23 protein-coding genes are annotated in these 24,253 nt (G+C 65.6%); 8 read left to right on the forward strand and 15 right to left on the reverse strand.

Annotated elements, in window-relative coordinates:
* Positions 1-44 precede the first annotated feature (44 nt).
* Positions 45-407 (reverse strand): nuclear transport factor 2 family protein, encoded by a 363-nt coding sequence (locus A5779_RS10670; RefSeq protein WP_064881589.1) that lies wholly within the window; start codon positions 405-407, stop codon positions 45-47.
* 38 nt (positions 408-445) lie between these two features.
* Complete coding sequence (locus A5779_RS10675) at positions 446-955, reverse strand: MarR family winged helix-turn-helix transcriptional regulator (protein WP_064881632.1); 510 nt, start codon at positions 953-955, stop codon at positions 446-448.
* Positions 956-1,042: 87 nt separating this feature from the next.
* On the opposite strand from A5779_RS10675, the gene A5779_RS10680 reads away from it, so the two are divergent.
* The 3 genes from A5779_RS10680 to A5779_RS10690 all read left to right on the forward strand — a co-directional run bounded on the left by A5779_RS10680 (position 1,043) and on the right by A5779_RS10690 (position 3,923).
* Entirely contained in the window at positions 1,043-1,525 is a 483-nt protein-coding gene (locus A5779_RS10680) for a nitroreductase family deazaflavin-dependent oxidoreductase (RefSeq protein ID WP_236734725.1), read from the forward strand.
* Positions 1,526-1,577: 52 nt separating this feature from the next.
* Positions 1,578-3,467: an acyl-CoA dehydrogenase family protein gene (locus A5779_RS10685; RefSeq protein ID WP_064881591.1), complete on the forward strand. Its 1,890-nt coding sequence runs from the start codon at positions 1,578-1,580 to the stop codon at positions 3,465-3,467.
* A 78-nt stretch (positions 3,468-3,545) separates the two neighbouring features.
* The gene (locus A5779_RS10690) at positions 3,546-3,923 is read left to right on the forward strand and encodes a hypothetical protein (RefSeq protein WP_064881593.1); all 378 of its coding nucleotides are present in this window, start codon (positions 3,546-3,548) and stop codon (positions 3,921-3,923) included.
* Between the two features lie 9 nt (positions 3,924-3,932).
* Here A5779_RS10690 and A5779_RS10695 read toward each other — a convergent pair whose 3' ends face one another.
* Both A5779_RS10695 and gabT read right to left on the reverse strand, forming a co-directional pair.
* Positions 3,933-5,387 carry an NAD-dependent succinate-semialdehyde dehydrogenase gene (locus A5779_RS10695; protein ID WP_064881595.1) on the reverse strand — a complete coding sequence of 485 codons (1,455 nt, stop codon included), beginning with the start codon at positions 5,385-5,387 and terminating at the stop codon, positions 3,933-3,935.
* Between the two features lie 31 nt (positions 5,388-5,418).
* A complete protein-coding gene (gene gabT, locus A5779_RS10700) occupies positions 5,419-6,765 on the reverse strand; it encodes a 4-aminobutyrate--2-oxoglutarate transaminase (protein ID WP_064881635.1) in 1,347 nt (448 codons plus the stop codon).
* A gap of 111 nt (positions 6,766-6,876) precedes the next feature.
* On the opposite strand from gabT, the gene A5779_RS10705 reads away from it, so the two are divergent.
* Positions 6,877-8,355, forward strand: a complete 1,479-nt coding sequence (locus A5779_RS10705; RefSeq protein ID WP_064881597.1) for a PucR family transcriptional regulator — start codon at positions 6,877-6,879, stop codon at positions 8,353-8,355.
* On the opposite strand, the gene A5779_RS10710 is transcribed toward A5779_RS10705, so the two are convergent.
* From A5779_RS10710 to A5779_RS34965, 5 genes are all read right to left on the reverse strand, one after another.
* Positions 8,345-9,160 carry an acyl-CoA thioesterase gene (locus A5779_RS10710; protein ID WP_064881599.1) on the reverse strand — a complete coding sequence of 272 codons (816 nt, stop codon included), beginning with the start codon at positions 9,158-9,160 and terminating at the stop codon, positions 8,345-8,347. The two genes, A5779_RS10705 and A5779_RS10710, sit on opposite strands and share 11 nt — an antisense overlap.
* Positions 9,161-9,240: 80 nt before the next feature.
* Positions 9,241-10,392 carry an acyl-CoA dehydrogenase family protein gene (locus A5779_RS10715; protein WP_064881601.1) on the reverse strand — a complete coding sequence of 384 codons (1,152 nt, stop codon included), beginning with the start codon at positions 10,390-10,392 and terminating at the stop codon, positions 9,241-9,243.
* On the reverse strand, positions 10,392-11,615 hold the full coding sequence (locus A5779_RS10720) for an MFS transporter (protein ID WP_064881603.1): 1,224 nt from the start codon (positions 11,613-11,615) through the stop codon (positions 10,392-10,394). Before A5779_RS10720 ends, A5779_RS10715 begins: the two co-directional genes overlap by 1 nt.
* Before the next feature lie 108 nt (positions 11,616-11,723).
* Entirely contained in the window at positions 11,724-12,590 is an 867-nt protein-coding gene (locus A5779_RS10725; RefSeq protein ID WP_236734726.1) for a cytochrome P450, read from the reverse strand.
* Positions 12,591-12,654: 64 nt separating this feature from the next.
* On the reverse strand, positions 12,655-12,939 hold the full coding sequence (locus A5779_RS34965; protein ID WP_236734727.1) for a hypothetical protein: 285 nt from the start codon (positions 12,937-12,939) through the stop codon (positions 12,655-12,657).
* Between the two features lie 106 nt (positions 12,940-13,045).
* Between A5779_RS34965 and A5779_RS10730 the strand changes: the two genes are divergently transcribed.
* A complete protein-coding gene (locus tag A5779_RS10730) occupies positions 13,046-13,681 on the forward strand; it encodes a TetR/AcrR family transcriptional regulator (protein WP_064881607.1) in 636 nt (211 codons plus the stop codon).
* Positions 13,682-13,693: 12 nt separating this feature from the next.
* On the opposite strand, the gene A5779_RS10735 is transcribed toward A5779_RS10730, so the two are convergent.
* The 3 genes from A5779_RS10735 to A5779_RS10745 all read right to left on the reverse strand — a co-directional run bounded on the left by A5779_RS10735 (position 13,694) and on the right by A5779_RS10745 (position 17,832).
* Positions 13,694-16,603, reverse strand: coding sequence for an MMPL/RND family transporter (locus A5779_RS10735; protein ID WP_064881609.1), 2,910 nt, complete (start codon positions 16,601-16,603; stop codon positions 13,694-13,696).
* Complete coding sequence (locus tag A5779_RS10740; RefSeq protein ID WP_064881610.1) at positions 16,600-17,028, reverse strand: MmpS family transport accessory protein; 429 nt, start codon at positions 17,026-17,028, stop codon at positions 16,600-16,602. Before A5779_RS10740 ends, A5779_RS10735 begins: the two co-directional genes overlap by 4 nt.
* Before the next feature lie 207 nt (positions 17,029-17,235).
* Entirely contained in the window at positions 17,236-17,832 is a 597-nt protein-coding gene (locus A5779_RS10745; protein ID WP_236734728.1) for a sigma-70 family RNA polymerase sigma factor, read from the reverse strand.
* A gap of 327 nt (positions 17,833-18,159) precedes the next feature.
* Between A5779_RS10745 and A5779_RS10750 the strand changes: the two genes are divergently transcribed.
* From A5779_RS10750 to A5779_RS10760, 3 genes are all read left to right on the forward strand, one after another.
* Positions 18,160-19,572 (forward strand): NCS2 family permease, encoded by a 1,413-nt coding sequence (locus A5779_RS10750; RefSeq protein ID WP_064881612.1) that lies wholly within the window; start codon positions 18,160-18,162, stop codon positions 19,570-19,572.
* A 35-nt stretch (positions 19,573-19,607) separates the two neighbouring features.
* Complete coding sequence (locus A5779_RS10755) at positions 19,608-20,570, forward strand: DUF808 domain-containing protein (RefSeq protein ID WP_064881613.1); 963 nt, start codon at positions 19,608-19,610, stop codon at positions 20,568-20,570.
* Between the two features lie 166 nt (positions 20,571-20,736).
* Positions 20,737-20,940 (forward strand): cold-shock protein, encoded by a 204-nt coding sequence (locus A5779_RS10760; protein ID WP_055110820.1) that lies wholly within the window; start codon positions 20,737-20,739, stop codon positions 20,938-20,940.
* A gap of 58 nt (positions 20,941-20,998) precedes the next feature.
* Here A5779_RS10760 and A5779_RS10765 read toward each other — a convergent pair whose 3' ends face one another.
* From A5779_RS10765 to A5779_RS10775, 3 genes are all read right to left on the reverse strand, one after another.
* Complete coding sequence (locus A5779_RS10765) at positions 20,999-21,493, reverse strand: DUF5994 family protein (RefSeq protein WP_064881614.1); 495 nt, start codon at positions 21,491-21,493, stop codon at positions 20,999-21,001.
* Positions 21,494-21,765: 272 nt separating this feature from the next.
* Positions 21,766-22,401, reverse strand: coding sequence for a TetR/AcrR family transcriptional regulator (locus tag A5779_RS10770; protein ID WP_064881615.1), 636 nt, complete (start codon positions 22,399-22,401; stop codon positions 21,766-21,768).
* Positions 22,398-24,253 (reverse strand): MMPL family transporter (locus tag A5779_RS10775; RefSeq protein WP_131811630.1); only part of this gene is annotated, 1,856 nt, incomplete at its 5' end. The genes A5779_RS10770 and A5779_RS10775, both read right to left, overlap by 4 nt.

A 24,253-nucleotide genomic window follows, 5' to 3' on the forward strand; every position in this document is an offset into this window, starting at 1 on the left:
GCGGTTCGTGCGTTCCGTCCGCTACAATATAGGTGATACGTCACCTATTCCGGCGAGTTCAGCACCGTCCACATCCGGACGATTCGCTCGCCCGATATCTCCGCCACGTCAAAGCCCGACGCCACGGTGTCATCGTCCGCGGTGCGCACCTCCCAGGCCAGAAATCCCAGACCGCGCGTTTGCCGGACCGGGCCGACCTTCGCGAAATGCAATCCGGAAAGCTTTTCCTGCAGTTCAGCCGCCTTGGCATCAAGTTGGGCGTGACCGGTGGCAACCCCTTCGTCATCGATCCACTGCACATCATCCGCGTAGGTGGTCGCGATGGCCGCGGCCCGGAGTTGGGGGTCGCGCTGGTCGAACACAGCCAGAAGATTGGCCTCCATCAGACGGGTGATCACTTCACTCATTTCGACTCCTGACGTTTAAGTGATATTTCACCTAAATGCTAACTCGGCGCAGGAGGCAGCGAGCTGTTGTGGTCGAGGTTGACGTGGATGTGCTCCAGCGCCGCAGTGAACGGTGCGAGCAGGTTTTCGGGCAGGGGATCGAAGAACAGTCTGCGCACCAGATCGACATGACCAGGCGCGGCCTCCCCGATCGCCTGCCGACCATTCTCGGTGAGGATGACGTTGGTGGTGCGACCGTCCTCGACGCTGCCACGGCGTTCGGTCAGGCCACGTTCCTCCATACGACGCAACTGATGTGACAGCCGACTGCGTTCCCAGCCGATCTGCGCGGCGAGATCGCTGACGCGCATGCCGTCGTCACCCACGTTGCTCAACGCCACCAGCACGTCATAGTCGGCGAGCGACAACCCCGAATCGGCCTGCAGCTGGCGGTTCATTTCGTAGTTCATCCGCAATTGCACGCGCATGTAGGCGACCCAGGCACGCTGCTGCTTCGGTGTCAGCCAACCCTGTTTCGGTGATATGCCCCGCACTTTTCTCGGCGCCACTTCGTCAGTATGACGGTCCACACCGCAGTCGAACCCAGCCGCGCCCGGAGGTCCGGCGAAACCGGTGCGGGTCCCTATGCTGGCCGGGTGAGGCTCCTCGGCGCTGTGGCCGGCAGTCCGTATGTCTATCGGCTGATGCTCAAGTGGCACCGGCTGGTCCCTCCGGTCGAGCGCCTGGCGCGCCGGCTCAGCCGCGGTCGGTACGGCGTACTCGAACTCGCCGGGCTGCCGTCGCTGCAATTGACGGTCGCCGGACGCAGATCCAGCATCTTGCGGACGGTGACGGTTCAATACGTCTGCGACGGCGGTTCACTGTTGTTGGTGGGCTCCAATTGGGGCCTGCCGACCCATCCCGACTGGACCCACAATCTGCGGGCCACCGACCGCGCGCGGATCACTCGCGACGGCACCACCGAGAACGTCGCCGTCGAGCTGCTCACGGGTGCGGAACGTCAGCGCGCGTGGCGCACGATTCTCGACTTCTGGCCCAACTACGCGTTGGCCCAGGAGCGCGCCGGCAGCCGCTCTTTTCAGATATTCGCGTTACGGCCGACCAGCGACGGAGCGTGAGCAGGGCCGTTTGCGGGTATGCCACCAGCGAACGGACGTATGGAGGCCGGCGATGACCGCTACCGGAGAAGTCAACGAACGACAAGCCAGGCAGGTCGCCGAGGAGGCGCGGGAAGCGCGGTGGGACCAGCCCAGTTTCGGCAAAGAACTGTTTCTCGGCAGGCTGCGGTTGGACCTGGTCCACCCGCACCCGCGTGGTTCGGCCGAGACCACGGAGCGGGGCGAGGCGTTCCTGGCCGAACTTCGGGAGTTCTGCGAGACGCAGATTGACGCCGCGGTGATCGAACGCGATGCACAGATCCCGGACAAGGTCATCCAGGGTTTGAAGGGGCTCGGCGCGTTCGGCATGAAGATCGGCGTCGACTACGAAGGGCTCGGCCTGTCGCAGGTGTACTACAACAAGGCCCTCGCCCTGGTCGGCTCGGTTCACCCCGCTCTGGGCGCGTTGTTGTCCGCGCATCAGTCGATCGGCGTGCCGCAGCCGGTCTCGATGTTCGGGACCGCCGAGCAGAAGCAGACCTGGCTGCCGCGGTGCACGCGGGAGATCAGTGCCTTCCTGCTCACCGAACCCGACGTCGGCAGTGACCCGGCCAGGTTGCACGCCACCGCGACCCCCGACGGCGACGACTACCTGCTCAACGGCGTCAAACTGTGGACCACCAACGGGGTCATCGCCGATCTGCTGGTGGTGATGGCCCAGGTGCCGCCGGGCGAGGGACACAGAGGCGGCATCACCGCCTTCGTCGTCGAAGCGGACACCCCCGGCATCGTCGTCACCAACCGCAACGCATTCATGGGGCTACGCGGAATCGAGAACGGTCTGACCAAGCTGACCGACGTGCGGGTGCCCGCGGCGAACCGTATCGGCCGTGAGGGTGAAGGCCTCAAGATCGCGCTGACCACGCTCAACGTCGGACGGCTGTCGCTGCCGGCGGTGTGCACCGGAACGGCGAAGTGGTGCGTGAAGATCGCCAGGGAGTGGTCGAAGGAACGCGTGCAGTGGGGCCGACCGGTCGGTGAGCACGACGCGGTGGCCGGCAAGGTGGCATTCATCGCGGCCACTGCTTACGGAATCGAGTCGATGGTCGAGCTTGCCGGCGAGCTCGCCGACGCGGGCCGCACCGACATCCGGATCGAGGCCGCACTGGCCAAGCTCTACGGCTCGGAGATGACCTGGCTGATCGCCGACGAGCTGGTGCAGATCCGTGGCGGCCGCGGCTTCGAGACCGCCGAATCGCTGGCGGCCCGCGGCGAGCGCGGGGTGCCCGTCGAGCAGGTACTGCGCGACATGCGGATCAACCGCATCTTCGAGGGTTCCACCGAGATCATGCATCTGATGCTGGCCCGCGAGGCTGTCGACGCCCACCTTTCAGTGGCGGGCGACATCATCGACCCCGACGCCGACCTCAAACACAAGGCGAAGGCAGCCGCACAGGCCGGCAAGTTCTATGCGCGCTGGCTACCCACCCTGGTCACCGGGAAGGGCCAACTACCAACATCATTCACCGAGTTCGGACCACTCGGCGAACACCTGCGGTATGTCGAACGGGCCAGCCGCAAGCTCGCCCGCAGCACGTTCTATGCGATGTCCCGGTGGCAGGGCAAGTTGGAATACCGGCAGCGCTTCCTCGGCCGGATCGTCGACATCGGCGCGGAACTGTTCGCGATGACGGCGGCCTGCGTCCGGGCCCGCAGCGACACCCCCGACTCCGCGACGGAGCTCGCCGACGCGTTCTGTCGTCAAGCCCGAGCGCGGGCCGACCGGCTGTTCACCGAACTGTGGGACAACAGCGACGACTCTGACCGAACGTTGGCGCATGCTGTGCTCGACGGTCGGTACACGTGGCTGGAGGACGGGATCATCGACCCGTCGATCGACGGACCGTGGATCGCCCAGGAAGGCGGCGAGGTGACCGAGGACGTACACCGTGTCATCGGCTGAACAAAGTACTTGCGCACGTGAACAACTCACGCCCGCAGGCTTCCTGACAGCCCGCTACGCTCGTAGACTCGATAGGTTATGACGACCCCGTCGAACGCGCACGGCGGCTGGGCACAGCGGCCGCATTCGGTCGATGCCCTCGATCACCGTCTCACCCGCAGACAGGCGCGTCAGATGAGCCGGCGATTCGACCGCGTTGGGGTGGGCATAGCCGCAGCCCGCCTTCGGGAAATCTCCTCCGGGGCCCCTGCCGCCGATGCCGAGCTGGAACGGGTCCAATTCGCCTTCGTCGCAGACGAACTCATGCACGACGAGCGGATCGCGAAGCTGGCACGCGGCAAGCAGCGCTGCGCGTCGTGGTTCGTGGTCGTCATCATGGGGCTGATCATGTTCAGCTCACTGCTGTGCATGGTCGTGCTGATGTTGAGCCTGATGCAGCACTCGGCGCCGTTCTGAGCCGACCGGTCAGTCGAAGGCCACGCTGAAGTACTGCGTCTCCTGGAACTCCTCCAGGCCGACACGTGCGCCTTCGCGGCCGAGTCCGCTCTGCTTCATCCCGCCGAACGGGGTCGACGGATCGGACACGACACCCCGGTTGATACCGACCATGCCGGCGTCGAGGGATTCGGCGAGCCGCACCGCATCTTGCAGCCGGCCGGCGTAAACGTAGGCGGCCAAACCGTATTCGGTGTCGTTGGCCCAACGCAGCAGGTCTTCCTCGTTGTCCCACACCACCACCGGGGCGACCGGGCCGAAGATCTCGTCAGCGAGCACGGCGGCATCCGGGGCAACTCCGGTCAACAGTGTGGGCGCGACGAACCAGCCTTCGGACGGCGCCTCGGCCCGCGCGGCGATCACCGCGCCGTCGGCCACTGCGGCATCGATCGTGGCAGCCACCCGCTGCGCTGCGCGCTCGCTCACCAGGGGGCCGATCTGCGATGCCGGATCGGATGCCGGACCCACTCGCAGCGCGGCCACCTCGGCGCCGAGTCCGGCGACGAACTCCTCGACGACCGAGGCGTGCACATAGAACCGGTTGGCCGCTGTGCAGGCCTGCCCACCGCCACGGAACTTGGCCACCATCGCACCGGCGATCGCCGCCTCGACGTCGGCGTCGGCGGTGACGATGAACGGCGCGTTGCCGCCGAGTTCCATGCTGGCGTTGACGATCCGGTCCGCGGCCTGCTTGAGCAGCACCCGGCCGACGCCGGTGGAACCGGTGAACGACACCTTGCGGACCCGGTCATCGCTCAACCAGTCCTCGACCACGGCAGCGGCATCGGTGGTGGGCACCATGTTGACCACACCGTCGGGAACGCCTGCGGCCGACAGTATTCCGGCGATCGCCAGTGCTGTCAGGGGCGTCTCGGCGGCCGGCTTGAGGACCACGGTGCAACCCGCGGCCAGCGCGGGGGCGATCTTGCGGGTCGCCATCGCGGCCGGGAAGTTCCAGGGCGTCACCAGCGCAGCGACCCCGACCGGCTTGTGCGTGACCAGGGTCCGGGTGCCACCGGCGGGGCTCACACCGTAGGCACCGTCCGTCCGCACTGCTTCCTCGGAGAACCAGCGGAAGAACTCGGCGGCATAGCCCACCTCAGCCCGGGCGTCGGCCTGCGATTTGCCGTTCTCCGCGCAGATCAGGGCGGCCAGACGCTCGGAGTCGGCGACCATCAGGTCGAACACCCGGCGCAGGATGTCGCTGCGCTGCCTCGGGCTCGTCGCGGCCCAGCCGGCAAAGGCCCGGTGCGCGGCATCGACGGCCGAGCGGGCGTCGGCCACCGTGCCGTCGGCGACCTCGGCGATGGGCAGGCCGGTCGCCGGGTCGTGCACCTCGAACGTGGTGGCAGCACCGCGGTTCTGCCCGTCGATGAGGATGCCGTGCTTGGCGTCGAGTCCGGCGATCGCGTTCTGTGTGTTCACTCAAATCTCCAGGGATCGAGCCGACCAGCGCTCAGCGGGTCTCGGCGAAGATGGCGGCCAGGATGTCCAGCCCCTCCTTGAGCAGGTGGTCGGGCATCGACAGCGGCGGCAGGAAACGGAGCACGTTGCCGTAGGTTCCGCAGGTCAGCACCACCAGCCCCTGCGCGTGGGCGGCGGTCGAGACCTGCTTGGCCAGATCGGCGTCGGGTTCGGTCGTACCGGCCTTGACCAGTTCGACGGCGATCATCGCGCCGCGGCCGCGGACCTCGCCGATCCGGGAATCCTCGGCAGCGATTGCCTCTAGGCGGCCGGTCATCGCCTTCTCGATCTCCACCGCACGGGCCAGCAGTCCGTCGCGCTCGATGGTGTCGATCACCGCGAGTGCTGCCGCACACGCGATCGGGTTACCGCCGTAGGTACCGCCGAGGCCGCCGGCATGCGGCGCATCCATGATCTCGGCGCGACCGGTGACCGCCGACAGCGGCAGGCCACCTGCGATGCCCTTGGCGGTGACGATCAGATCCGGCACGACGCCGTCGTGCTCGACGGCGAACATCGCGCCGGTGCGGGCGAAGCCCGACTGCACCTCGTCGGCGACGAACACCGCGCCGGCCTCGGTACACCAGTCCTGCAGTGCGCGCAGGAATCCCGGTGCGGGAACGATGAATCCGCCTTCACCCTGAATGGGCTCGATCACCACGGCAGCGACGTTCTCGGCCCCGACCTGCTTGTCGATCAGGTCAAGGGCTCGGGCGGCCGCAGCGACACCGTCAGTCTCGCCGTCACGGAACGGGAAGGACGTCGGCACCCGGTACACCTCACCGGCGAACGGCCCGAAGCCGTTCTTGTACGGCTGGTTCTTGGCGGTCATCGCCATGGTCAGGTTGGTACGGCCGTGGTAGGCGTGGTCGAACACCACGACGGCCTGCCGACGGGTGTAGGCCCGCGCGATCTTGACGGCGTTCTCGACGGCTTCGGCGCCGGAGTTGAACAGCACGCTGCGCTTGTCGTGGTCGCCGGGGGTGAGCCGGTTGAGCTCCTCGGCCACCCGCACGTATCCCTCGTACGGGGTGACCATGAAGCAGGTGTGGGTGAACGCCGCGACCTGCTCGGTGACGGCCTCGACGACGGCCGGTGCGCTGTTGCCCACGGTGGTCACGGCGATGCCGGAGCCGAAGTCGATGAGCTGGTTGCCGTCGGCGTCGACGAGGATTCCGCCGCCCGCGGCGACCACGTACACGGGCAATGTGGTGCCGACCCCGCCCGCGACCGCAGCTGTCTTCCGTGCCTGCATCTGCTGCGAGACCGGGCCCGGAATGGCGGTGACGATCCGGCGTTCCTGGGTGACGGCCGCACCCGCGATCTCGGCGATGCTCACGTGTTCCTCCTGCTGCTGGCGGTTGTCTGCCCTCACGCTAGGCAACGGCCACCGCGCGCGGCAGGTCAGGAATGCACATTCCACCGCAGATGATTGTGCAAAACTGGCAAGATGGTCCTGGTCGGCGATCTCCTCGACGCACGCGCACTCGGACTGAGTGCCGTCCAGGTCGGTCGCCCGGAGGCAGCGGTCCGCTGGGTGGCCACGAGTGAGCTCGCCGACCCGGGGCCGTTCCTGGAAGGCGGCGAGATCCTGCTGACCACGGGCCTGGAGACCGGCGACTGGCACGGCCAGTGGGACGGCTACGTGCGCAGGCTTGCCGACGCCGGTGTGGCAGGCATCGGATTCGCCGTCGGACTCACCCACGCCGATACGCCCGCCGAACTCGCCGATGCCTGCCGCAGACACCACGTGAATCTGTTCGAGGTGCCGCGCCCGACCACGTTCGTCGCGATCAGCCGATACGTCGCGCATCTTCTGGAAGAACAGGAGTCCACCGCCACCCGCGAGTCACTCAAGACGCAGCGCAAGCTCATCTCGGCGGCGGCCAAACCGGAGCCTGCCGTTGCGGTCATCACAGCACTGGCCGCGGCGCTCGACGGCGCGACCTGCCTGCTGAATCCCGATGGCCGCGTCGTCACCGGCCCGGTCGGCGCCCGTCGCAGCGAGTTTCCGCTCGACGAGGTCGCCGACGACGTCATGCGGCTCCAGGCACACGGATTGCGTTCGGCTGCGGCACAGTCCAACCCGACCGCCTCGGTGTCGGTGCACCCCATCGGTTTGCGCGGGCGGGCGTCGGCCTATCTGGCCGCCTTGATGCCGGCCAGGGCATCGGAAGAACAACGTCAGGCCGTGACGACCGCCGTGGCACTGTTGGGCCTCATCGACGAACAGGATCGCAGCCGTGCCACCACCCGTCGGCATCTGCGCGAACGGGCAATCGAGCTCATCGCCGAAAGCGATTTCCGCACTGCCCAATTGGTGTTGGAGGTGGACCAGGCGGGGACCGTGCTGCCGAAGCGCATTCGCTTCTTGCGGGCCACCGGGGACGCGGCCGCCATCGAGACCGCGGCGGCCGCTCTGGAACGGCGCGGCATCCTTGCCGGGGTCTACGCCGGTGAGCTGTGCGCGATCACCGAACCGTCCCGGGCCGGGTCGACGGCGTCCCGGTTGACCGAGGACGCGCTGCTGGTCGGGGTGGGGAATTCGGTCGCGCCCAGCGACGGCGAGACCGGTTACCGTACCGCCGGATTGGCGCTGGGACAGGCCACCGACGGCTCCGGTCCGGTGGTCTGGGACCGGGTGATCGACAACGGCCCCCTCGGTCTGATCGATCCCGACAAGGCCGCCGCCTTCGCCGAATCCTGGTTGCACGGGCTGGATTCCGAACAGCTGGACACGTTACGGTGTTTCCTGCGCCATCACGGGTCCAGACTCAAGGTCGCCGAGGAACTCGGCCTGCATCGCAACACCGTGCGCAATCGTCTCGCGGCCATCGAGAAGGTACTGCCCGGCAAGCTCGACGATCCGCAGACCCGCGTGAGCGCCTGGATCGCCCTTCAGTCGGTCCCCGAGGACCTCAGGCCTTGAAGTACACGAACTGGTGGCTGGTGGCCAGCAACGTACCGCTTCGCCCGAACAGGCGTGCACTCTGATCGAAGTAGCCGCCGGAATACCGGTGCGCCCGTGCCGTTCCCAGCACGAAGTCGTCCCCCTGAGCCGCGAGCTGCTCGTCGTCGGCGTGGAAGTACACCGAGATCGATACCGTCCCGGCCGGAACGAAGTGGCCACGCCGCAGGAACACCCGCGGATAGAAGATATCGCTCACCGCGGTCAGGGCGGCGAAATCCATTGGCCTGGAGGGCTTGTTGCGGACCCACATGGTCGTGGTCGAACTCGCCGACTCGGTCGGTTCGGCAGAATCATTGCCTGCGTCCGGCATCGCGCCGTCGACGAACCGCATGTCGAAGTTGTCGAACCACACCACGCCGAACGGCGGCACCGACTGCTCGATGTCCTCGGGCGCCGGAGCCTGCGGCCACTCGACCTCGGTGTCCGACCAGCCCTCCCGGCGCAGCCCGAACACCGCGGTGGCCGTGGTCTTGACCTCATCGTCCTGGCCGAGTTCGACGATCCAGTGCTGATTGGACCGGTTGGTCTTGACCAGCCTTGTCACGACCTCGAACTCGCCGTCAGCGATCGGCGCCACATAGTTCACGGTCAGCGCGATCGGCTGGCCGTGCCGTTGTGGGTGGAGTTCCACCGCGCGCAGCAGGGTGGCTGCCGTGACACCACCGAACGGGCCCACCATGTTGGCCCACTCCGGCAGCGTCCGCCCGCGCCACCGGTCGTCACCTGCGGATTCGAGTTCAAGGGCATTGTCCAAGGGATGCACCCGGCCACAGTACCCAGGCCGCCTGCGCGGGTTCCCGGCGCGCCAGGGGCTTCACTGGCAGCCTCACGACCGGCCGCGCCTCACTTCGCGGGCGAGTAGTTCGGCCGCCCCAGCCCCAGCGCCTGCTGGGCGATCATGTTGCGGAACACCTCGAGAGTTCCACCGTAGATGCCGGTCGGACCGGCCAGCCGGAAGATGTACTCGGCCCCGCCGTCATCGACGGCCCCTGGCGTACCGACGGACAAAGCGCCGGCCGATCCCACGATATCCATCAGGTCCGGCGACACCTCCCGCATGGTCTGGGCGATCGCAACACGACCGTACATGCCGGGACTGCTCAGGGCGGCTTCCAACCGGGCGACGCCCCGACCCAACCGGTAACGCGACGCCGCGTCGTCCGGGGCCACGGCCGCGACGCGGTCCACCGCCTCTGCCATCAAGGTGATGTGCTCGGTCATGGTGGCGAGCTTCTGCAGGCCTCGCGTCTCGCGTTCGAAGGTGCCGTGTTCGAGTTCGAGCGCGCCGCGCAGCACCGTCCAGCCGCCGTTGACCTCGCCGACGCGGTACCGGTCGCTGACCCGGACATCGCTGTAATAGGTGATGTTGGTGCGATCCCCGTCGACGGTGCGGATCGGCTGGATCTCGACGCCCTCGGAATCAAGCGGCACCAGGAACATCGTGAGGCTCTTGTGTTTGGGCGCGGCGGGGTCGGTGTTGGTCAGCAGGAACACGTATTGGGCGTTGTGCGCATTCGAGGTGAACATCTTGGAGCCATTAATAATCCAGCTGTCGCCGTCGCTTACGGCGCGGGTCTTGCAGGTTGCGACGTCGGACCCGCCTTCGGGTTCGGTATAGCCCAGGCACAGCCGCAGCCGCCCGTCCAAGACACCGGGCAGGACCTCATCGAGAAGCTCGCGTGAGGCGAACTTCTCGATCGAATGCGCGACCATCGCGGTCGTACCCCAGTGGAACCAGGGGGTGTGCGCTCGGCCCACTTCCAGTTCCCAGATGCGGCGCCGGACCGCACTGAATCCGCCGTCGGCCTCGGCCTGGTAGTCACCGGCCAGGTACCCGGCCTTGCCCAGGGCCAGATGCACTGCCTCGTCGAAGTTCTCGCCGGTCTCGCGGTCACGCTGGATCACCTCGTCGGTGACCACTTCGGCCAGGAAGGCCCGCAGCTCATCCCGGAAGGTCCGGTCTTCCTCGGAGAGCTCGACGTGGGAGAAGTCCATCAGGACACCGTGACACTTTTGTCGCCATTTGTAAATATGACCGGTCGACGGCGCAGCAGTAGCAGAAGGGCGCCTCCGATGAAGGCGGCGACTCCCGCCAACACCAGGAACCCGTCGAAGCTGTTGGTGGTAACCAACATACGACTGAGCACCACGGCCCCCACTGCCGACGAGACGCCGATCACCGCGGACAGGATGCTGAGGACAGTGCTGTACACACCGAGGGTGAAGTGGCGTGCCACCAGGTACGCGATGACATCGCCTTCGGCTCCCCAGGCCGCACCGAGACAGCAGACGGCCACGGCGAGGACACCGATGCCGTCCCACGGCGAGGCGATGAGCAGACAGCCGAGGCCCGGCAGTGCCATCGCCACCGCGGCGACCACCTGTGCGGGCAGCCGGTCGAGCGCCACGCCGCACACGAAGCGACCGACGATGACAGAGGTCGCGAACACCGTGATGAGCACCGCGACGTCGGCGCCGGCCCCGGCGTCGCCGAGCATGATCCCGAGCTGGGTGGTGGTGACCGAGTGGTACAGATTGCACAACAGCACCCCGGTCAACAGAATCCAGAAGACCCTGCTGCGCCCGAGGGCGCGGTAGTCCTTGCCAGCCTTACGTTCTCCCGCGCCCGGCGACGGGTCGCCGTTGCGTCCGGGCACGAGCACCAGGGCGATGAGGCCGACGACGGCAATGGTGCCCGCAATGGCCAGACACCCGACACGCCAACCAAACGTGCGGTTGACGACATCGAGGGCCGGAACGCCGATGGCGCCCAGCAGCGGCGGACCGGAGATCGCGATTGCCAGGGCCAGGCCCCGGGCCGCCTGGAAACGCGTCGCGACCAGCCGGCTGTAGATCGCCGGCGTCGTGGTCACCCCGAGCGCGATGAGGGCGACGTTGATCGCGAAGTACTGCCAGATGGGGCCGGACATCATCGCGTACGCGATCCAGCACGCAGGCAGTCCGACGACACCGACGGCGGCAATCCGCCGCACCCCGAACAGGTCGGCGAGGCGGCCGTAGAACGGCAGGAACACGAACGTCAGCAACGTGATCGCACCGGTCAGGGCGAAATCCGAGCGACTCCACCCGAACGCCGCGAGGAACTGCGGCCCCATCGCGGCATTCGTGTAGGCACTCAGGCTCAGGCCGGCGCTGAGTCCGGCGGTCGCGGCGGCCAGCGGTTGCCAGTGGGTACGCAGCTCGCCGAAGTACGTCATGGTGCCCCTCCCTGCCGCCGAAATGGCATTCCAGCAGGCCCTTACTCGCACTTCTCCTGCCGGAATGCGGTTTCGGCGAATGCTAGGTGTTGGAGGCCGGGTCGACACTCACCAGGTGACCGGCAGCTCCACAACGCCGTAGATCTCCTTGTCGTTGTGGAATCTCAACTCCTCCGGCTCGACCGCCAATCGCAATCCGGGCAGTCTGCGCACCAGCGCGGTCAGGGCGATCTGCAGTTCGGCCCGAGCGAGGTTCTGACCGAGACACTGATGCACGCCGTACCCGAAGCCGAGATGCCCTCGGCTGTTGCGGTTTACGTCGAAGGCATCGGGCTGGTCGACGAATCCCGTGTCGAAGTTGCCCGCAGGCAGGTTCATGAGGACCGTGTCACCGGCCCTGACGAGCTGTCCACCGATGACCACATCCTCCAGAGCAACGCGGTCCACGAGGCTGTGCACTATCGACAGATAACGCATCAACTCCTCGACGATGCCGGCCACCACGGCTGGGTCATCGGTCTCCCGTAGGCGCGCGGCAGCGTCGGGACGCTGGATCAGGGCCAGCGCACCCAGAGCGATCATGCCCGCGGTGGTTTCGTGGCCGGCAGCCAACAACATCTGGCCGTTCATCGCGGCGGTTTCGCGGTTGAGTTCACCCGTGGCCACATGGTCGGTGATGAGCCGACTCATCAGATCGTCACCCGGTTCCCGTTCCTTGCGGGCCACCAGGTCGAACATGTAGGTGAACAATGCCAGCTGGGCCTGCAGGCGCTCTTCCTCGGATGCGTTGGCGTCGAGCCCGGCGGCACTCTGCTTCTGGAAGAACTCGTGATCCTCGTACGGCACTCCCAGCAGCAGACAGATGACCATCGACGGCACCGGCAGCGCGAACTTGCTCACGAGGTCCGCCGGCGGACCGGCCTCGATCATCTCGTCGAGGAAGCCGTCGACCAACTCCTGAATCTGCGGTCGCATCGCTTCTGTGCGACGGAAAGTGAAGTCCCTGGTCAACATTCGACGCAGCCGCTGATGCTCGGGATCATCCAGACGCGGAAAGATCAGGGCGATCTCGCCGCTCTCCGTCGGTACGCCGTACAACCCCCGTGTTGGCACTGAGCCGGTCGTCGACGAGGGCCGCCCGGATGTCCTCGTAGCGACTGATCATCCATACCGGCTTCCCCTTCCAGACTGCGGCCTGAAGTCCTTCGGTCTCCCGCCAGCGGGCGAAGGCCGGGGCCGGCGCCAACGGGCATCCGCCGGCGCGGGGAGCGGGGATCGTGGGAAGTTCGGCCTCCACCGACACGTCAGGACGAGGAATGGTCATCGGGCGGACCTCACAATCTCCGCAGTGTCAACTGGCAGTCGACTGCCAGTTGCTGCGAGGTTAGAACGAGCAGATCTGGCAGTCAACTGTCAGATAGGCTGACGTCATGGCCGAAGTCGCGTCGATGGCAGAACGCCCGCTACGCACCGATGCGGCGCGCAATGCCGACCGCATCCTGCGGGCGGCTCGTGAGGCGTTTGCCGAACTCGGCCCCGATGCACAGATCGATACGATCGCAGACCGCGCCGGAGTGGCTGAAAGAACTCTGTACCGCAGGTTCCCGACGAAGGCTGACCTCCTGCGCGCGGCACTCGACCAGAGCATCGACGAAAACCTGTCTCCGGCAATCGAAAAAGCGCTCGCTCGGAAGGATCCACTGCGCGGGCTGACCGAACTGATCGAGGCCGCCACGGCACTCGGGGCCGCCGAGCACAACATCCTTGCTGCAGCCAGGCGCGCGGACGCGCTGGCCAACATCGCGGATCGCCTCGAAGCCGCCATGCAGGAACTCACGACCCGCGCCCAGGATGAGGGCCTGGTTCGCGGCGACCTCGTCGCCGAGGATCTGCCGAGAATCGTTGCGATGCTCAACAGTGTGCTGTGGACGATGGAGCTCGGCAGCGACGGCTGGCGCCGCTATGTGGCCCTGGTCCTGGACGCCATCACCACCACACAGCCGCGACCACTGCCCGCCGCCGCACCCCTCAATAGTCCGAATTCTCTGGACAATTGGCCTATGTGACCGCGGCGTCGGCTAACCCGACGACACCGGGATAGCCGCAGTGTCCTCATCGTCGGCGCGGGGCGGACGCGGCGGCGCCGGCTTGCGGAAATGGTTGTCCCCGCGGGGATACACCACTTGCGGCCACCAGAACCACCTGCCCAGCAGGGTGGCGATCGACGGCATCAGCAGTGATCGCACGATGAAGGTGTCGATCAGCAGGCCGATCGCGATGGTCGAGCCCATCTGGGCCAGCACAATCAGATTGCTCGCCATCATGCCGGCCATCGTGGCCGCGAACACCAGCCCGGCCGAGGTGACCACGCCGCCGGTGCCGGCCATGGACCGGATGATGCCGGTCTTCAGGCCCGCGTGGATCTCGTCCTGGAACCGGGACACCAGCAGCAGGTTGTAGTCGGATCCGACCGCCAGCAGGATGATCACCGACATCAGCATGACCAGCCAGTGCACTGGCATCCCGAACAGGTCCTGCCACAACAACACCGAGATGCCGAACGACGCGGCGATCGAACTACCGGCCGTCAGCACGATGACCAACGCGGCCACCGCACTGCGGGTCAGAATGAGCATGATCATGAAAATCAGCGTCAAGGCCGACACCACCGCGATCATCAGGTCGTAGCGGGCGCCGTCGGACATGTCCTTGTAGGTTGCCGCCACACCGCCGAGATAGATCTTGGCGTCCGACAGCGACGACATCTTCAGCGCCTCCTGCGCGGCCTTGCGCTCGGATTCGACTCGTGCGATCCCGTCCACCGTCGCCGGATCGGTCTGGTGGGTGATGAACATGCGGGCGGACTTACCGTCCGGCGACAGGAACATCTTGAGGCCGCGCTCGAAATCGGGGTTCGTGAAGGCTTCCGGGGGCAGATAGAACAGGTCGTCGTTCTTGGCGTCGTCGAAGGCGGCACCCATTGACAGCGCGGTGTCGTTCATCGCCTGCATCTGGTCGATCAGTGCCTTCTGCGAGTTGTACGACGCCAGCGAGAGGTCCCGGCTGGTTTCCATCGACGCGATCGTCTGCGGAAGCAGCGCAGTCAATTTGGGCGCCAGATCCGCCAGTTGGTCGGTGTTGACCTGGACCGATGAGGTCTTGTCGGTCAGCTCGTCGATCCCGTCGAGGGCGTCGAAGACCGACCGCGCCGCGGAGCACATCGGAATGTCGAAGCAGTGCGGTTCCCAGTAGAAGTAGTTGCGCATGGGCCGGAACTGATCGTCGAAGTTCGCGATGTTGTCGCGCATCTTCTTGGTGACCTCAAGCAGCTCCTGCGACTTCGCCGCGGAGTCCTGGGTGAGGCGGGTCTGTTCGAGCGAGAGCTGGTATTGCCTCTTCATGATGTCGATCGACGTGTTGGTCGCGTCGATCATCCGAAGCTGGTCGTCGAGTTGCTTGCGCTGGAACGGCAGGTTCATATTGCTGGTCTGCCCCGAGATACTGGTCTGGAACGGAATCGAGCTGTGCTGGATGGGGATTCCCAGCGGCCGGGTGATGCTCTGCACCATCGCGATACCATCGGCGTGCATCACGTTGCTCGAAATCTTGTTCAGCACAAGCATGTCCGCGGGATTGCGCATGTCATGGGTGGACTCGACCATCAGGATGTCGGGGTTCATCCTGGCCTGGGAGAAGTGCCGGTCGGCAGCAGCGAAACCGACGTTCACCGGCGCGTCATCGGGCAGGTAGTACCGGTCGTTGTAGGCCGGCTTGTACCCGGGAATGGCCACCACCCCGATCAGCACGACGAACAGGCTGGTCACGAAAATCGGTGCAGGCCAACGCACCACCGCGGTGCCGACCTTGCGCCAGAACTTGCTCTGCGGGGGGCGCTTGGACTCGTACAGCCCGACACGGCTACCGAGGTAGAGCACCGCCGGGCCGAGCGTGACCGAGATGACCACGACCACGACCATGCCGATCGCGACGGGGGCACCCATGGTGGAGAAGTAGGGCAGTCGCGCAAAGCTGAGGCAGTAGGTCGCTCCGGCGATGGTCAGACCGGAACCCACGATGACGGGTGCCACCGATTTGAAGGTCGCGTAATAGGAGTCATCCCGGTCCAGGCCCATGCCGCGGTCTTCGCGATACCGGCCGAAGATGAAGATGCCGTAGTCCGTGGCAGCGGCGATCGCCAGCATGGTCAGGATGTTGCCCGCGAAGGTGGTCAACCCGAACACATCATGCATCGCCAGCACGGACACCACGCCGCGGGCGGTCAACAGCGCCAGGAACGTCAGGAACAACTGGATCAGCGTGGTCCTGATCGACCGATAGACCACCAGCAGCATGGCTGCGATGGCGACCAGGGTGATCAGGGTGATCTCGGCCAGGCTCGCGTTGCCGATGACATGCATGTCGTTGGTCAGTGCGGCAGGGCCGGCGACGTGCGCCTGCACCCCGGGCGGAGCCTTCGTCTCCTCGATGACCTTGCGGACGGCTTCGACGCCCTCGTTGGCGAGCGTCATGCCTTGCTCGCCGGCGAGGTTGATCATCACGTACGACGCTTTGCCGTCGGCGCTCTGCGCGCCGGCGGCGGTCAGCGTGTCACCCCAGAAGTCCTGGATGTGCTGGATGTGCTCGGGATCCTGCTGCAGCTTGTGGATGATCTCGTCGTAGTACCTGTGCGCGTCCGGGCCCAGTGGGTCCTGACCCTCGATGACGACCATGATCGTGCTGTTGGAGTTGAACTCCTTGAAGTTGGCGCCCATCAACTTCATCGCCTGCATCGACGGGGCGTCCTCGGGCGCCATCGGTGCGGCATGCAGTTCGCCGACGACCTCCAGCTGCGGCGCGATCACATTCACGACGACCGCGATCGCGATCCAGATCAGGATGATCGGCCACGCCAGAATGCGGAGCAGGTGCGGGAAGGCAGGCCGCTTCGGCGTGCCGGTGGATTCGGGCGAGGTGACGGATGTGGTCATGCGGACTTCACCAGGCAGTAGGTCTGGGCGTTGACGCCATTGGCGGATTGCTCCTCGCGGACAGTGCCGTTGACGGTGACACGGCACCCGATGTGGTCGCCGCTGCTTTCACTGTCGCTGCGCGCCATCAGGTTCGCGCTGACGGTCGGCAACGTGGTGGACAAGGTGACGGACCAGGGCAGCTGGGCGTTGACCGAGTGCACCTTGGCGTCCGGATCGAAATAGCTGATCTCGGCGGAAGTTCCGGGCGGTCCGTACACCTCGTACAAGACCACCTTGGGGTTGAACTGGACGATCTCGATCCCCGCGCCGGCATTCGCGTTGAGATCCTCCGAGCCGAACATCCGGTGTAGTCGTGAGACCACCAGGCCCGACACGGCCAGTACCACAATCAGAACCACTGGAATCCATGCGTGTTTCAACACACGACGAGCACCCCGACCAGGACTCACCCGTACCTCCAGACGATTACCCGAACCCGCCGACAGCGATGACGCTTCGGCGCTCGGCGAATTAGTTCGAATAACTATGTACAGCGCGGGGGACTTTACACCGCTGCGACCGCGGACGTAGTCGCGGCCTCAATGCTGGGAACTTGCTGTCGATTTCCTGAATGACGGGAGGCGGAGACGCTAGGCCGCCGTGCCGTCATGCGAAGGATGATCCAGATAGCCTCGGGCGGCGGCCATTTCAACCAGCCTCGAACGCAGCGCGCGGCGTCCGCGATGCAGCCTCGACATCACCGTTCCGACCGGAATCTGCAGAATCTCCGCGATCTCCCTGTACCGGAAACCCGCAACGTCCGCGTAGTACACGACGACGCCTTGCGATTCCGGCAATGCCCGCATCGCCCCGCGCACCTCGTCATCGCCCATCGACTCCAGGGCCGCCAATTCCGCCGAGACCACGCCGAGCGGGAATCGCTGCGCCACCTCCGCGAGCTGGGCGTCGGAGAGTTCGTCGGCGAAGACCTCCTGCGGTCGCCGCTGCGCGGTGCGGTATGAGTTGATCCACGTGTTGGTCAGGATCCGAAACAACCAGGCCCGGATATTCGTGCCGTCCTGGTAAGTGTGAAAACTGCTGTACGCCTTGACCATTGTCTCCTGCACTAGGTCTTCGGCGTCTGCCATGTTGCGCGTGTAACGGCGCGCGGCCGCGAAAAGCTGATCCACCAGCGGCAGCGCATCACGCTCGAATCGCTCCGCGCGACAATCGTCGTCGAAACTCACGTGCCTACCTGTGCTCATCGGCATGGCCCCCGCTCCTGCCACTGCTCATATCGCCGGCCTCAGATGCTCGCCACTCGAAGCTATCCGGCGACGCCGCCGATCCCCAGGGGGATTACCCCCAGGTTCGCGGTGGTTTTCCGCACCGCAGCGACCGCACCGAACTGTCATGCACGCAGCATGACACCTCAACCCAAGTTGAGGTCAAATGGTTTTTCCGGCGCCAATCTCTTTGCGGCTGTTGCGTTTGCACATCTCGCTGATGAATCCGCGGCAGACATCGACCATACGTCAGGAAACCGGGCCGCTCCCGCCTTAGGCTCATCGGTTATGAATCGACTCGATCGCTTCTTCGAGATCTCGGCTCGCGGCTCGACGGCCCTCTCCGAGATCCGCGGAGGCCTGGTCACCTTCATCGCGATGGCCTACATCATCGTGCTGAACCCGGTCGTGCTCTCCGGCTCCGCCGACGTCGCGGGCAACAAGCTGGAATTCGCCCAGGTCTCGGCCACCACCTGTCTGGCCGCGGGCGTGATGACGATCCTGTTCGGGATCATCGCGCGGCTGCCCTTCGCGTTCGCCGCGGGTCTGGGCATCAACTCGTTTCTGGCCACGACCGTGGTGGGCACGGTCACCTGGCCCGAGGCCATGGGCCTGGTCGTCATCGACGGCCTGATCATCGTGGCGCTGGCCGCCAGCGGGTTCCGCCGCATGGTGTTCGACGCGGTACCCATGCAGCTGAAACTGGCGATCACCGCGGGCATCGGTCTGTTCATCTTGTTCATCGGACTGGTCGACGCCGGATTCGTCGGCTCGACCGGCCTACCCTCTCCCCCGGTCGGGCTCGGCACCGGCGGCGTCGGCTCGATCAACACCGTGCCAACCGTCGTCTTCGTGTTCACCCTGCTGGTCACCGGAATCCTCGTGGCCCGGAAGGTCCGCGGCGGCATCCTGATCGGCCTCGTCACCGGCACCGTGGTCGCCGTGATCGTCGAGGCCATCTGGCACCTCGGTTCGGCGCAGGACAAACCGGGCGGATGGGGGCTGTCGGTACCGACCCTGTCCGGCTCACCGTTCGCGCTCCCCGACCTGTCGCTGGTCGGCGACGTCAGCCTGGGCGCCTTCAGCCGGATCGGGTACTTGGCGGCCATCATGCTGGTGTTCACGCTGGTGTTCGCCAACTTCTTCGACGCCATGGGCACGATGACCGGGCTGTCGCGGGAGGCCGGTCTTTCCGACTCCCACGGCAACTTTCCGCGGCTGAAGTCAGCGCTGATCGTCGAGGGCGCCGGTGCCGTCGTCGGCGGCTCCTCCTCGGCGTCGTCGAACACCGTGTTCATCGAATCCGGCGCGGGCATCGAGGAGGGCTCCCGAACCGGGTTCGCCAACCTCATCACCGGTGCGCTGTTCCTCGCGGCCATGTTCGTCGCCCCGCTGGCCTCGATCGTGCCCACCGAGGTCGCGGCCGCGGCCCTGGTGATCGTCGGCGCCATGATGGTGTCGCAGCTGCGCCACATCGACCTCTCCGAGTTCTCGGTGGCCCTGCCCGTGGTGCTCACTGTGGCCACCATGGCCTTCAGCTACTCGATCGCCAACGGCATCGGTGTCGGCTTCGTGGCGTGGGCGGTGTTGCGGTCGGCCGCTGGTAAGGCCCGTGAGGTCAGCCCGCTGCTGTGGGTCGTGGCCGCCGGCTTCATCCTGTACTTCGCCCGGGGCTGGATCGAGTCGCTCATCGGCATGTAGAGGCCGGTAGCCTTCTCGAACATGGGGACAACGGTATGAGCGCCGGCCTGTTCGGTTTGCTCGACGACATTGCCGCCCTGGCGCGGCTGGCGGCGGCTTCGATCGACGACATCGGTGCGGCCACCGGCAAGGCGACCGCCAAGGCAGCCGGCGTGGTGATCGACGACACCGCGGTCACACCGCAGTACGTGCACGGCATCACCGCCGACCGCGAGCTGCCGGTCATCAAGCGCATCGCGATCGGCTCGCTGCGTAACAAGATCCTGTTCATCCTGCCCGCGGCCTTGCTGCTCAGCCAGTTCGCACCGTGGTTGCTGACCCCGATCCTGATGCTGGGCGCCACCTACCTCTGTTTCGAGGGCGCCGAGAAGGTCTGGGGGCGGTTCACCGGCCACGGCGGACACGACACCCACGGCGAGCCCACCACGGCCGTCGGCGGGGATGCCGAGAAGTACATGATCACCGGGGCGATCCGGACCGACTTCATCCTGTCCGCCGAGATCATGGTGATCGCCCTCAACGAGGTGGCCAACCAGACTTTCTGGCCGCGGCTGATCATCCTGGTGATCGTCGCCCTGGTGATCACCGCAGCCGTCTACGGCGTGGTGGCCGGCATCGTCAAGATGGACGACATCGGCCTGCTGATGGCGCAGCGCTCATCCAAGGCGGCACAGAAAATCGGCCGTGGCCTGGTCGCCGGGATGCCCAAGCTGCTGTCGGCACTGTCGACCATCGGCACCGTCGCGATGTTGTGGGTCGGTGGGCACATCCTGCTGGCGGGCACCAACACGCTGGGCTGGCGCACCATCTACGACGTGGTCCACCATGCCGAGGAGGCGGTGCACCACGCGGTGGGCGACCCGTTCGGCGGAATGCTGGCCTGGCTGACCAACACGGCCGCATCGGCAGTCATCGGTCTGGTGGTCGGCACTGTGGTCGTGGGGATCGTGCATGTGCTGCCGTTCGGTAAGAAAGCGGATCACGACACCTCAGCCTGACCGTCGACCCAGTCGAAGCTATTCCACCGAACGGCATTTGGGCCTGCTCCGCAGGAAAACCGATTGCGGCAAAGGCAAATACTTTTAGGCGCGCCGCCCATCGACGTGTCATACTCTTCGAGGACGTTTTTGGTACGTCCAGTTTTACGATGAGAGAAGTAAAAATATGACACAGGGAACTGTGAAATGGTTCAACGGCGAAAAGGGCTTCGGCTTCATCGCTCCTGACGGCGGCGCCCCGGACGTCTTCGTCCACTACTCCGAGATCAGCGGTGGTGGATTCCGGTCGCTCGAAGAGAACCAGCGCGTCGAGTTCGAGATCACCCAGGGTGCCAAGGGCCCCCAGGCGGTGGGAGTCACTGCGATCTGATCGCCCCAATACCTGATGATGGGCTGGTACGGATGCTTCCGTACCAGCCCATTTCATGTCACACCGGCGTCTCGGCCTGCAGATGCCCCAGCCATCGCACGGACTCGACCCGGGCGACACCCAGCACCCGATCTGCGGTATCGAACATCGGGGTGCGTCGCGCCGCTTCCTCCACTGGCATGGCAGCGGCGCAGCGCATCACCAACCCGCCCAGAGTTACGGATGTCTTGCACGGGACGACAAGGAGTTTCACGCACGCGTCACGGCCCGCCACCATCATCAGACGGGGCCGACTCAGCTTCACCCCGTTGGGCACCCGAGTGCCGGTGACGATCGAGTCGAGGTCGAGCTGCCCCTCCGCGGCTGACCAATTGACGCGAATATCAACAACTTCCCCCAGTGATTGATGCAACGCCCCCACCAGTTCGGGCAGCTCGCTTGCCACCGAGGCGGTGTGAGGCCACCAGGCGCCGTCGATATCGGCGCCCAACTCCCGGGCGAGGGTGAGGCGGACGGGACTGGCGAGTCGCCGCGCCCCGTTGAGGCCGTTCACGACGACTGCGAATCTGCACGCGCCTGCGGCCTGGGCCGATCCGAGAAAACCAAATCTGGCGGCGGAGCATTCGAGCTCTCGACTGCCCGCACAGGTTCTTGCTGTTCGGGATGTGAAAACAGTTCGGACGATTCCATAAGAGTGTCCTTGAAAGGTGCGGGACTACCGCACGGGGTTTGGAGGCGAGCGATGGTTGATCACCGGGCCTATCCACAAACTTACACCCGATGGCCGCGACGGCGCGGCGCCGGGGGCACCACGGGCCACCACCGTCATCGGCCGCGGACGGCCGGCAGGATCAAGGTGTCGATGACATCGCGGACAAACTTCGAGTCGACGCTCTGGCCGTTGACCACTCGCATCAGGCCCATTCCGGTCAGCACATCGGCCACCAACGACCAGTCCCGGTCGGCAGCGACCTCGCCGCGGGCAACGGCCTGTGCCAGGATCGTCGTCATCACCCGCCGCCCCTTGAGCAGCATCAGATCTTCGAGCGCCGAGCCGAGGTGCGGATCGTGGGTGGCCTCGACCGCCACCCTCAGCACCAGGTCGTACGAGAAGAGGTCGTTGTCGCTGCGCGCGGTGCGCCGCACGATTTCATCGAAATCGCCTTCCAGACTGCCGGTGTCGGGCGCGTCGTCCTCCATCAGATCAGGCTTCCAGTACACGAGCGCATCGGTGATCAACGCGGCCTTCGACGACCAGCGACGGTAGATGGCCGCCTTACCGACACCGGCGCGCGCCGCGATGTCGTTCATATTGGTGTTGACGTAACCGTTTTCGGCCAACGCGGCCAACGCCGCATCGAGAATGGCCGGATCCCGCGATCGGTCGAGCCGGCCGACCGTACGCTGACGCAGTTTCGGCTCTGCGTCAGGCGTATCGGCCGGGTCGGTCATGATCGTCATACCGTCGTTGTCGGTATCGGCGCGGTATTGTCGTCGGTCTCACCGGCCGCCTTGCGGGCACGCTCTTCACGACCGCGCCGGGTGATCTCAAAAGTGTTGAGCGGCCACCAGAACCAGCGACCCAGCGCCGCCGCGATGGACGGTGTCATGAACGAGCGCACGATCAGCGTGTCCACTACCAGGCCGATGCCGATCGTCATACCGAGTTGGCCGACCACCCGCAGATCCGACACGATCATCGACATCATGGTGAAGGCGAACACCAGGCCGGCCGCGGTGACGACACGTCCGGTGGCCCCGATCCCGCGGATGATGCCCGTGTTGAGCCCGGCGTGTATCTCTTCCCTGAAGCGCGAGACCACCAACAGGTTGTAGTCCGAACCCACCGCCAGCAGGATCACCATCGACAGCGGGATCACGATCCACTGCACGCCCAGGCCCAGGATGTCCTGCCAGAGCAACACTGACAAGCCACACGCCGTTCCCAGAGAAGCGGCCACGGTGCCCACGATCACCATGGCGGCCACCACACTTCGGGTGATGATCAGCATGATGCTGAAAATGAGGATCATCGCCGCGATCACCACGATCATGAGATCGGTTACCACGCCATCCTGCATGTCGCTGTACATCGATGCCGTACCGGCGAGCGACACCTTCGCACTGGCCAGCGGGGTGCCCTTGAGCGCATCGGCGACAACACCTTTGAGGTCGCGGACATGCTCGATACCGTCCACCGAGGCCGGGTCGCCCTGGTGGGTGATGATCATTCGGACTGCCTTGCCATCGGGCGACATGAACATCTTGACCGCACGGTTGAAGTCAGGGTTCTCGAACACATCCGGAGGCAGGTAGAACATGTCGTCGTTCTTGGCCTGATCGAAGTACAGGCCGATCTCCGTCGCCCCCTTCGCCGCCTCCTGTTGCGCGGCCTGGGTACCGGCCATGGTGCTGTGCGTCGCGATCATGAAGTCTCGCATCCGCTTCATCGTCCCGATGGTGTCCTGCAACACCGGCAACATCTGCGGCATCAGCTGATCCATGCGGTCCATGTCGACTGTCAGGCCCTGCATTTCATCGGTCAGTTTGTCGATGCCGTCGAGAGTGTCGAAGATCGACCGCATCGACTGGCACATCGGGATGTCGAAGCAGTGCGGCTCCCAGTAGAGGTAGTTGCGCAGCGGCCGGAAGAAATCGTCGAAATTGGCCAGGTTGTCCCGCATCTCCTGGGTCGCTTCCACCATCTCGTGGGTCCGACCCACCATGCTGTGGGTGGTTTCGGTGAGCTCCTTGGTGATGGCGTACATGCGTTCCATGCTGGCGACGGTCTTGCTCATCTCGTCGGCCTGTTCGAGCATCTGCGCCGAGTTGTCGTTGTTGAACTTCGCCGACTGCAGCGTGCTGGCGTTCTGTGCACCGAGCAGGAACGGGATCGAGCTGTGCTCGATCGGGGCACCCAACGGGCGGGTGATGGTCTGCACCCGTTCGATTCCCCGCATGTGCATCACGTTCTTGGCGACCTTTTCGATCACCAGCATGTCCGACGGGGTGCGCAGGTCATGATCCGCTTCGAGCATCAGCAACTCGGGGTTCATCCGGGCTTGGGAGAAGTGCCGATCGGCGACGCCCATGGCCAGGTTCGCCGGCATGTCAGCGGGGGTGAACTGCTTGTCGTTGTATTGCGGCACATAGGTCATCAGGGCGGCGAAGCCGATGACGGCGATCAGGCTCGTGACGAAGACGATGGGGATCGGCCAGCGAACCACCGACGTGCCGACCTTGCGCCACCCCGGCGACGCGATCTTGTGCTTGGGATCGAGTAAGCCGAACTTCGACGCGATGGTCAGCACGG

Origin of the sequence: Mycolicibacterium peregrinum, assembly GCF_001665625.1 — a bacterium.
Classification (GTDB): domain Bacteria; phylum Actinomycetota; class Actinomycetes; order Mycobacteriales; family Mycobacteriaceae; genus Mycobacterium; species Mycobacterium peregrinum_B.

Bases quoted from the DNA above. Each gene is read 5' to 3' on its own strand.
- A5779_RS10685 (WP_064881591.1), top strand. From the start codon at position 1,578: ATGACCGCTACCGGAGAAGTCAACGAACGACAAGCCAGGCAGGTCGCC.
- A5779_RS10735 (WP_064881609.1), bottom strand. From the start codon at position 16,603: ATGACCACATCCGTCACCTCGCCCGAATCCACCGGCACGCCGAAGCGG.
- A5779_RS10750 (WP_064881612.1), top strand. From the start codon at position 18,160: ATGAATCGACTCGATCGCTTCTTCGAGATCTCGGCTCGCGGCTCGACG.
- A5779_RS10770 (WP_064881615.1), bottom strand. From the start codon at position 22,401: ATGACGATCATGACCGACCCGGCCGATACGCCTGACGCAGAGCCGAAA.
- A5779_RS10690 (WP_064881593.1), top strand. From the start codon at position 3,546: ATGACGACCCCGTCGAACGCGCACGGCGGCTGGGCACAGCGGCCGCAT.
- A5779_RS10755 (WP_064881613.1), top strand. From the start codon at position 19,608: ATGAGCGCCGGCCTGTTCGGTTTGCTCGACGACATTGCCGCCCTGGCG.
- A5779_RS10730 (WP_064881607.1), top strand. From the start codon at position 13,046: ATGGCCGAAGTCGCGTCGATGGCAGAACGCCCGCTACGCACCGATGCG.
- A5779_RS10705 (WP_064881597.1), top strand. From the start codon at position 6,877: ATGGTCCTGGTCGGCGATCTCCTCGACGCACGCGCACTCGGACTGAGT.
- A5779_RS10715 (WP_064881601.1), bottom strand. From the start codon at position 10,392: ATGGACTTCTCCCACGTCGAGCTCTCCGAGGAAGACCGGACCTTCCGG.
- A5779_RS34965 (WP_236734727.1), bottom strand. From the start codon at position 12,939: ATGACCATTCCTCGTCCTGACGTGTCGGTGGAGGCCGAACTTCCCACG.
- A5779_RS10670 (WP_064881589.1), bottom strand. From the start codon at position 407: ATGAGTGAAGTGATCACCCGTCTGATGGAGGCCAATCTTCTGGCTGTG.
- A5779_RS10760 (WP_055110820.1), top strand. From the start codon at position 20,737: ATGACACAGGGAACTGTGAAATGGTTCAACGGCGAAAAGGGCTTCGGC.
- A5779_RS10720 (WP_064881603.1), bottom strand. From the start codon at position 11,615: ATGACGTACTTCGGCGAGCTGCGTACCCACTGGCAACCGCTGGCCGCC.
- A5779_RS10725 (WP_236734726.1), bottom strand. From the start codon at position 12,590: ATGCGACCGCAGATTCAGGAGTTGGTCGACGGCTTCCTCGACGAGATG.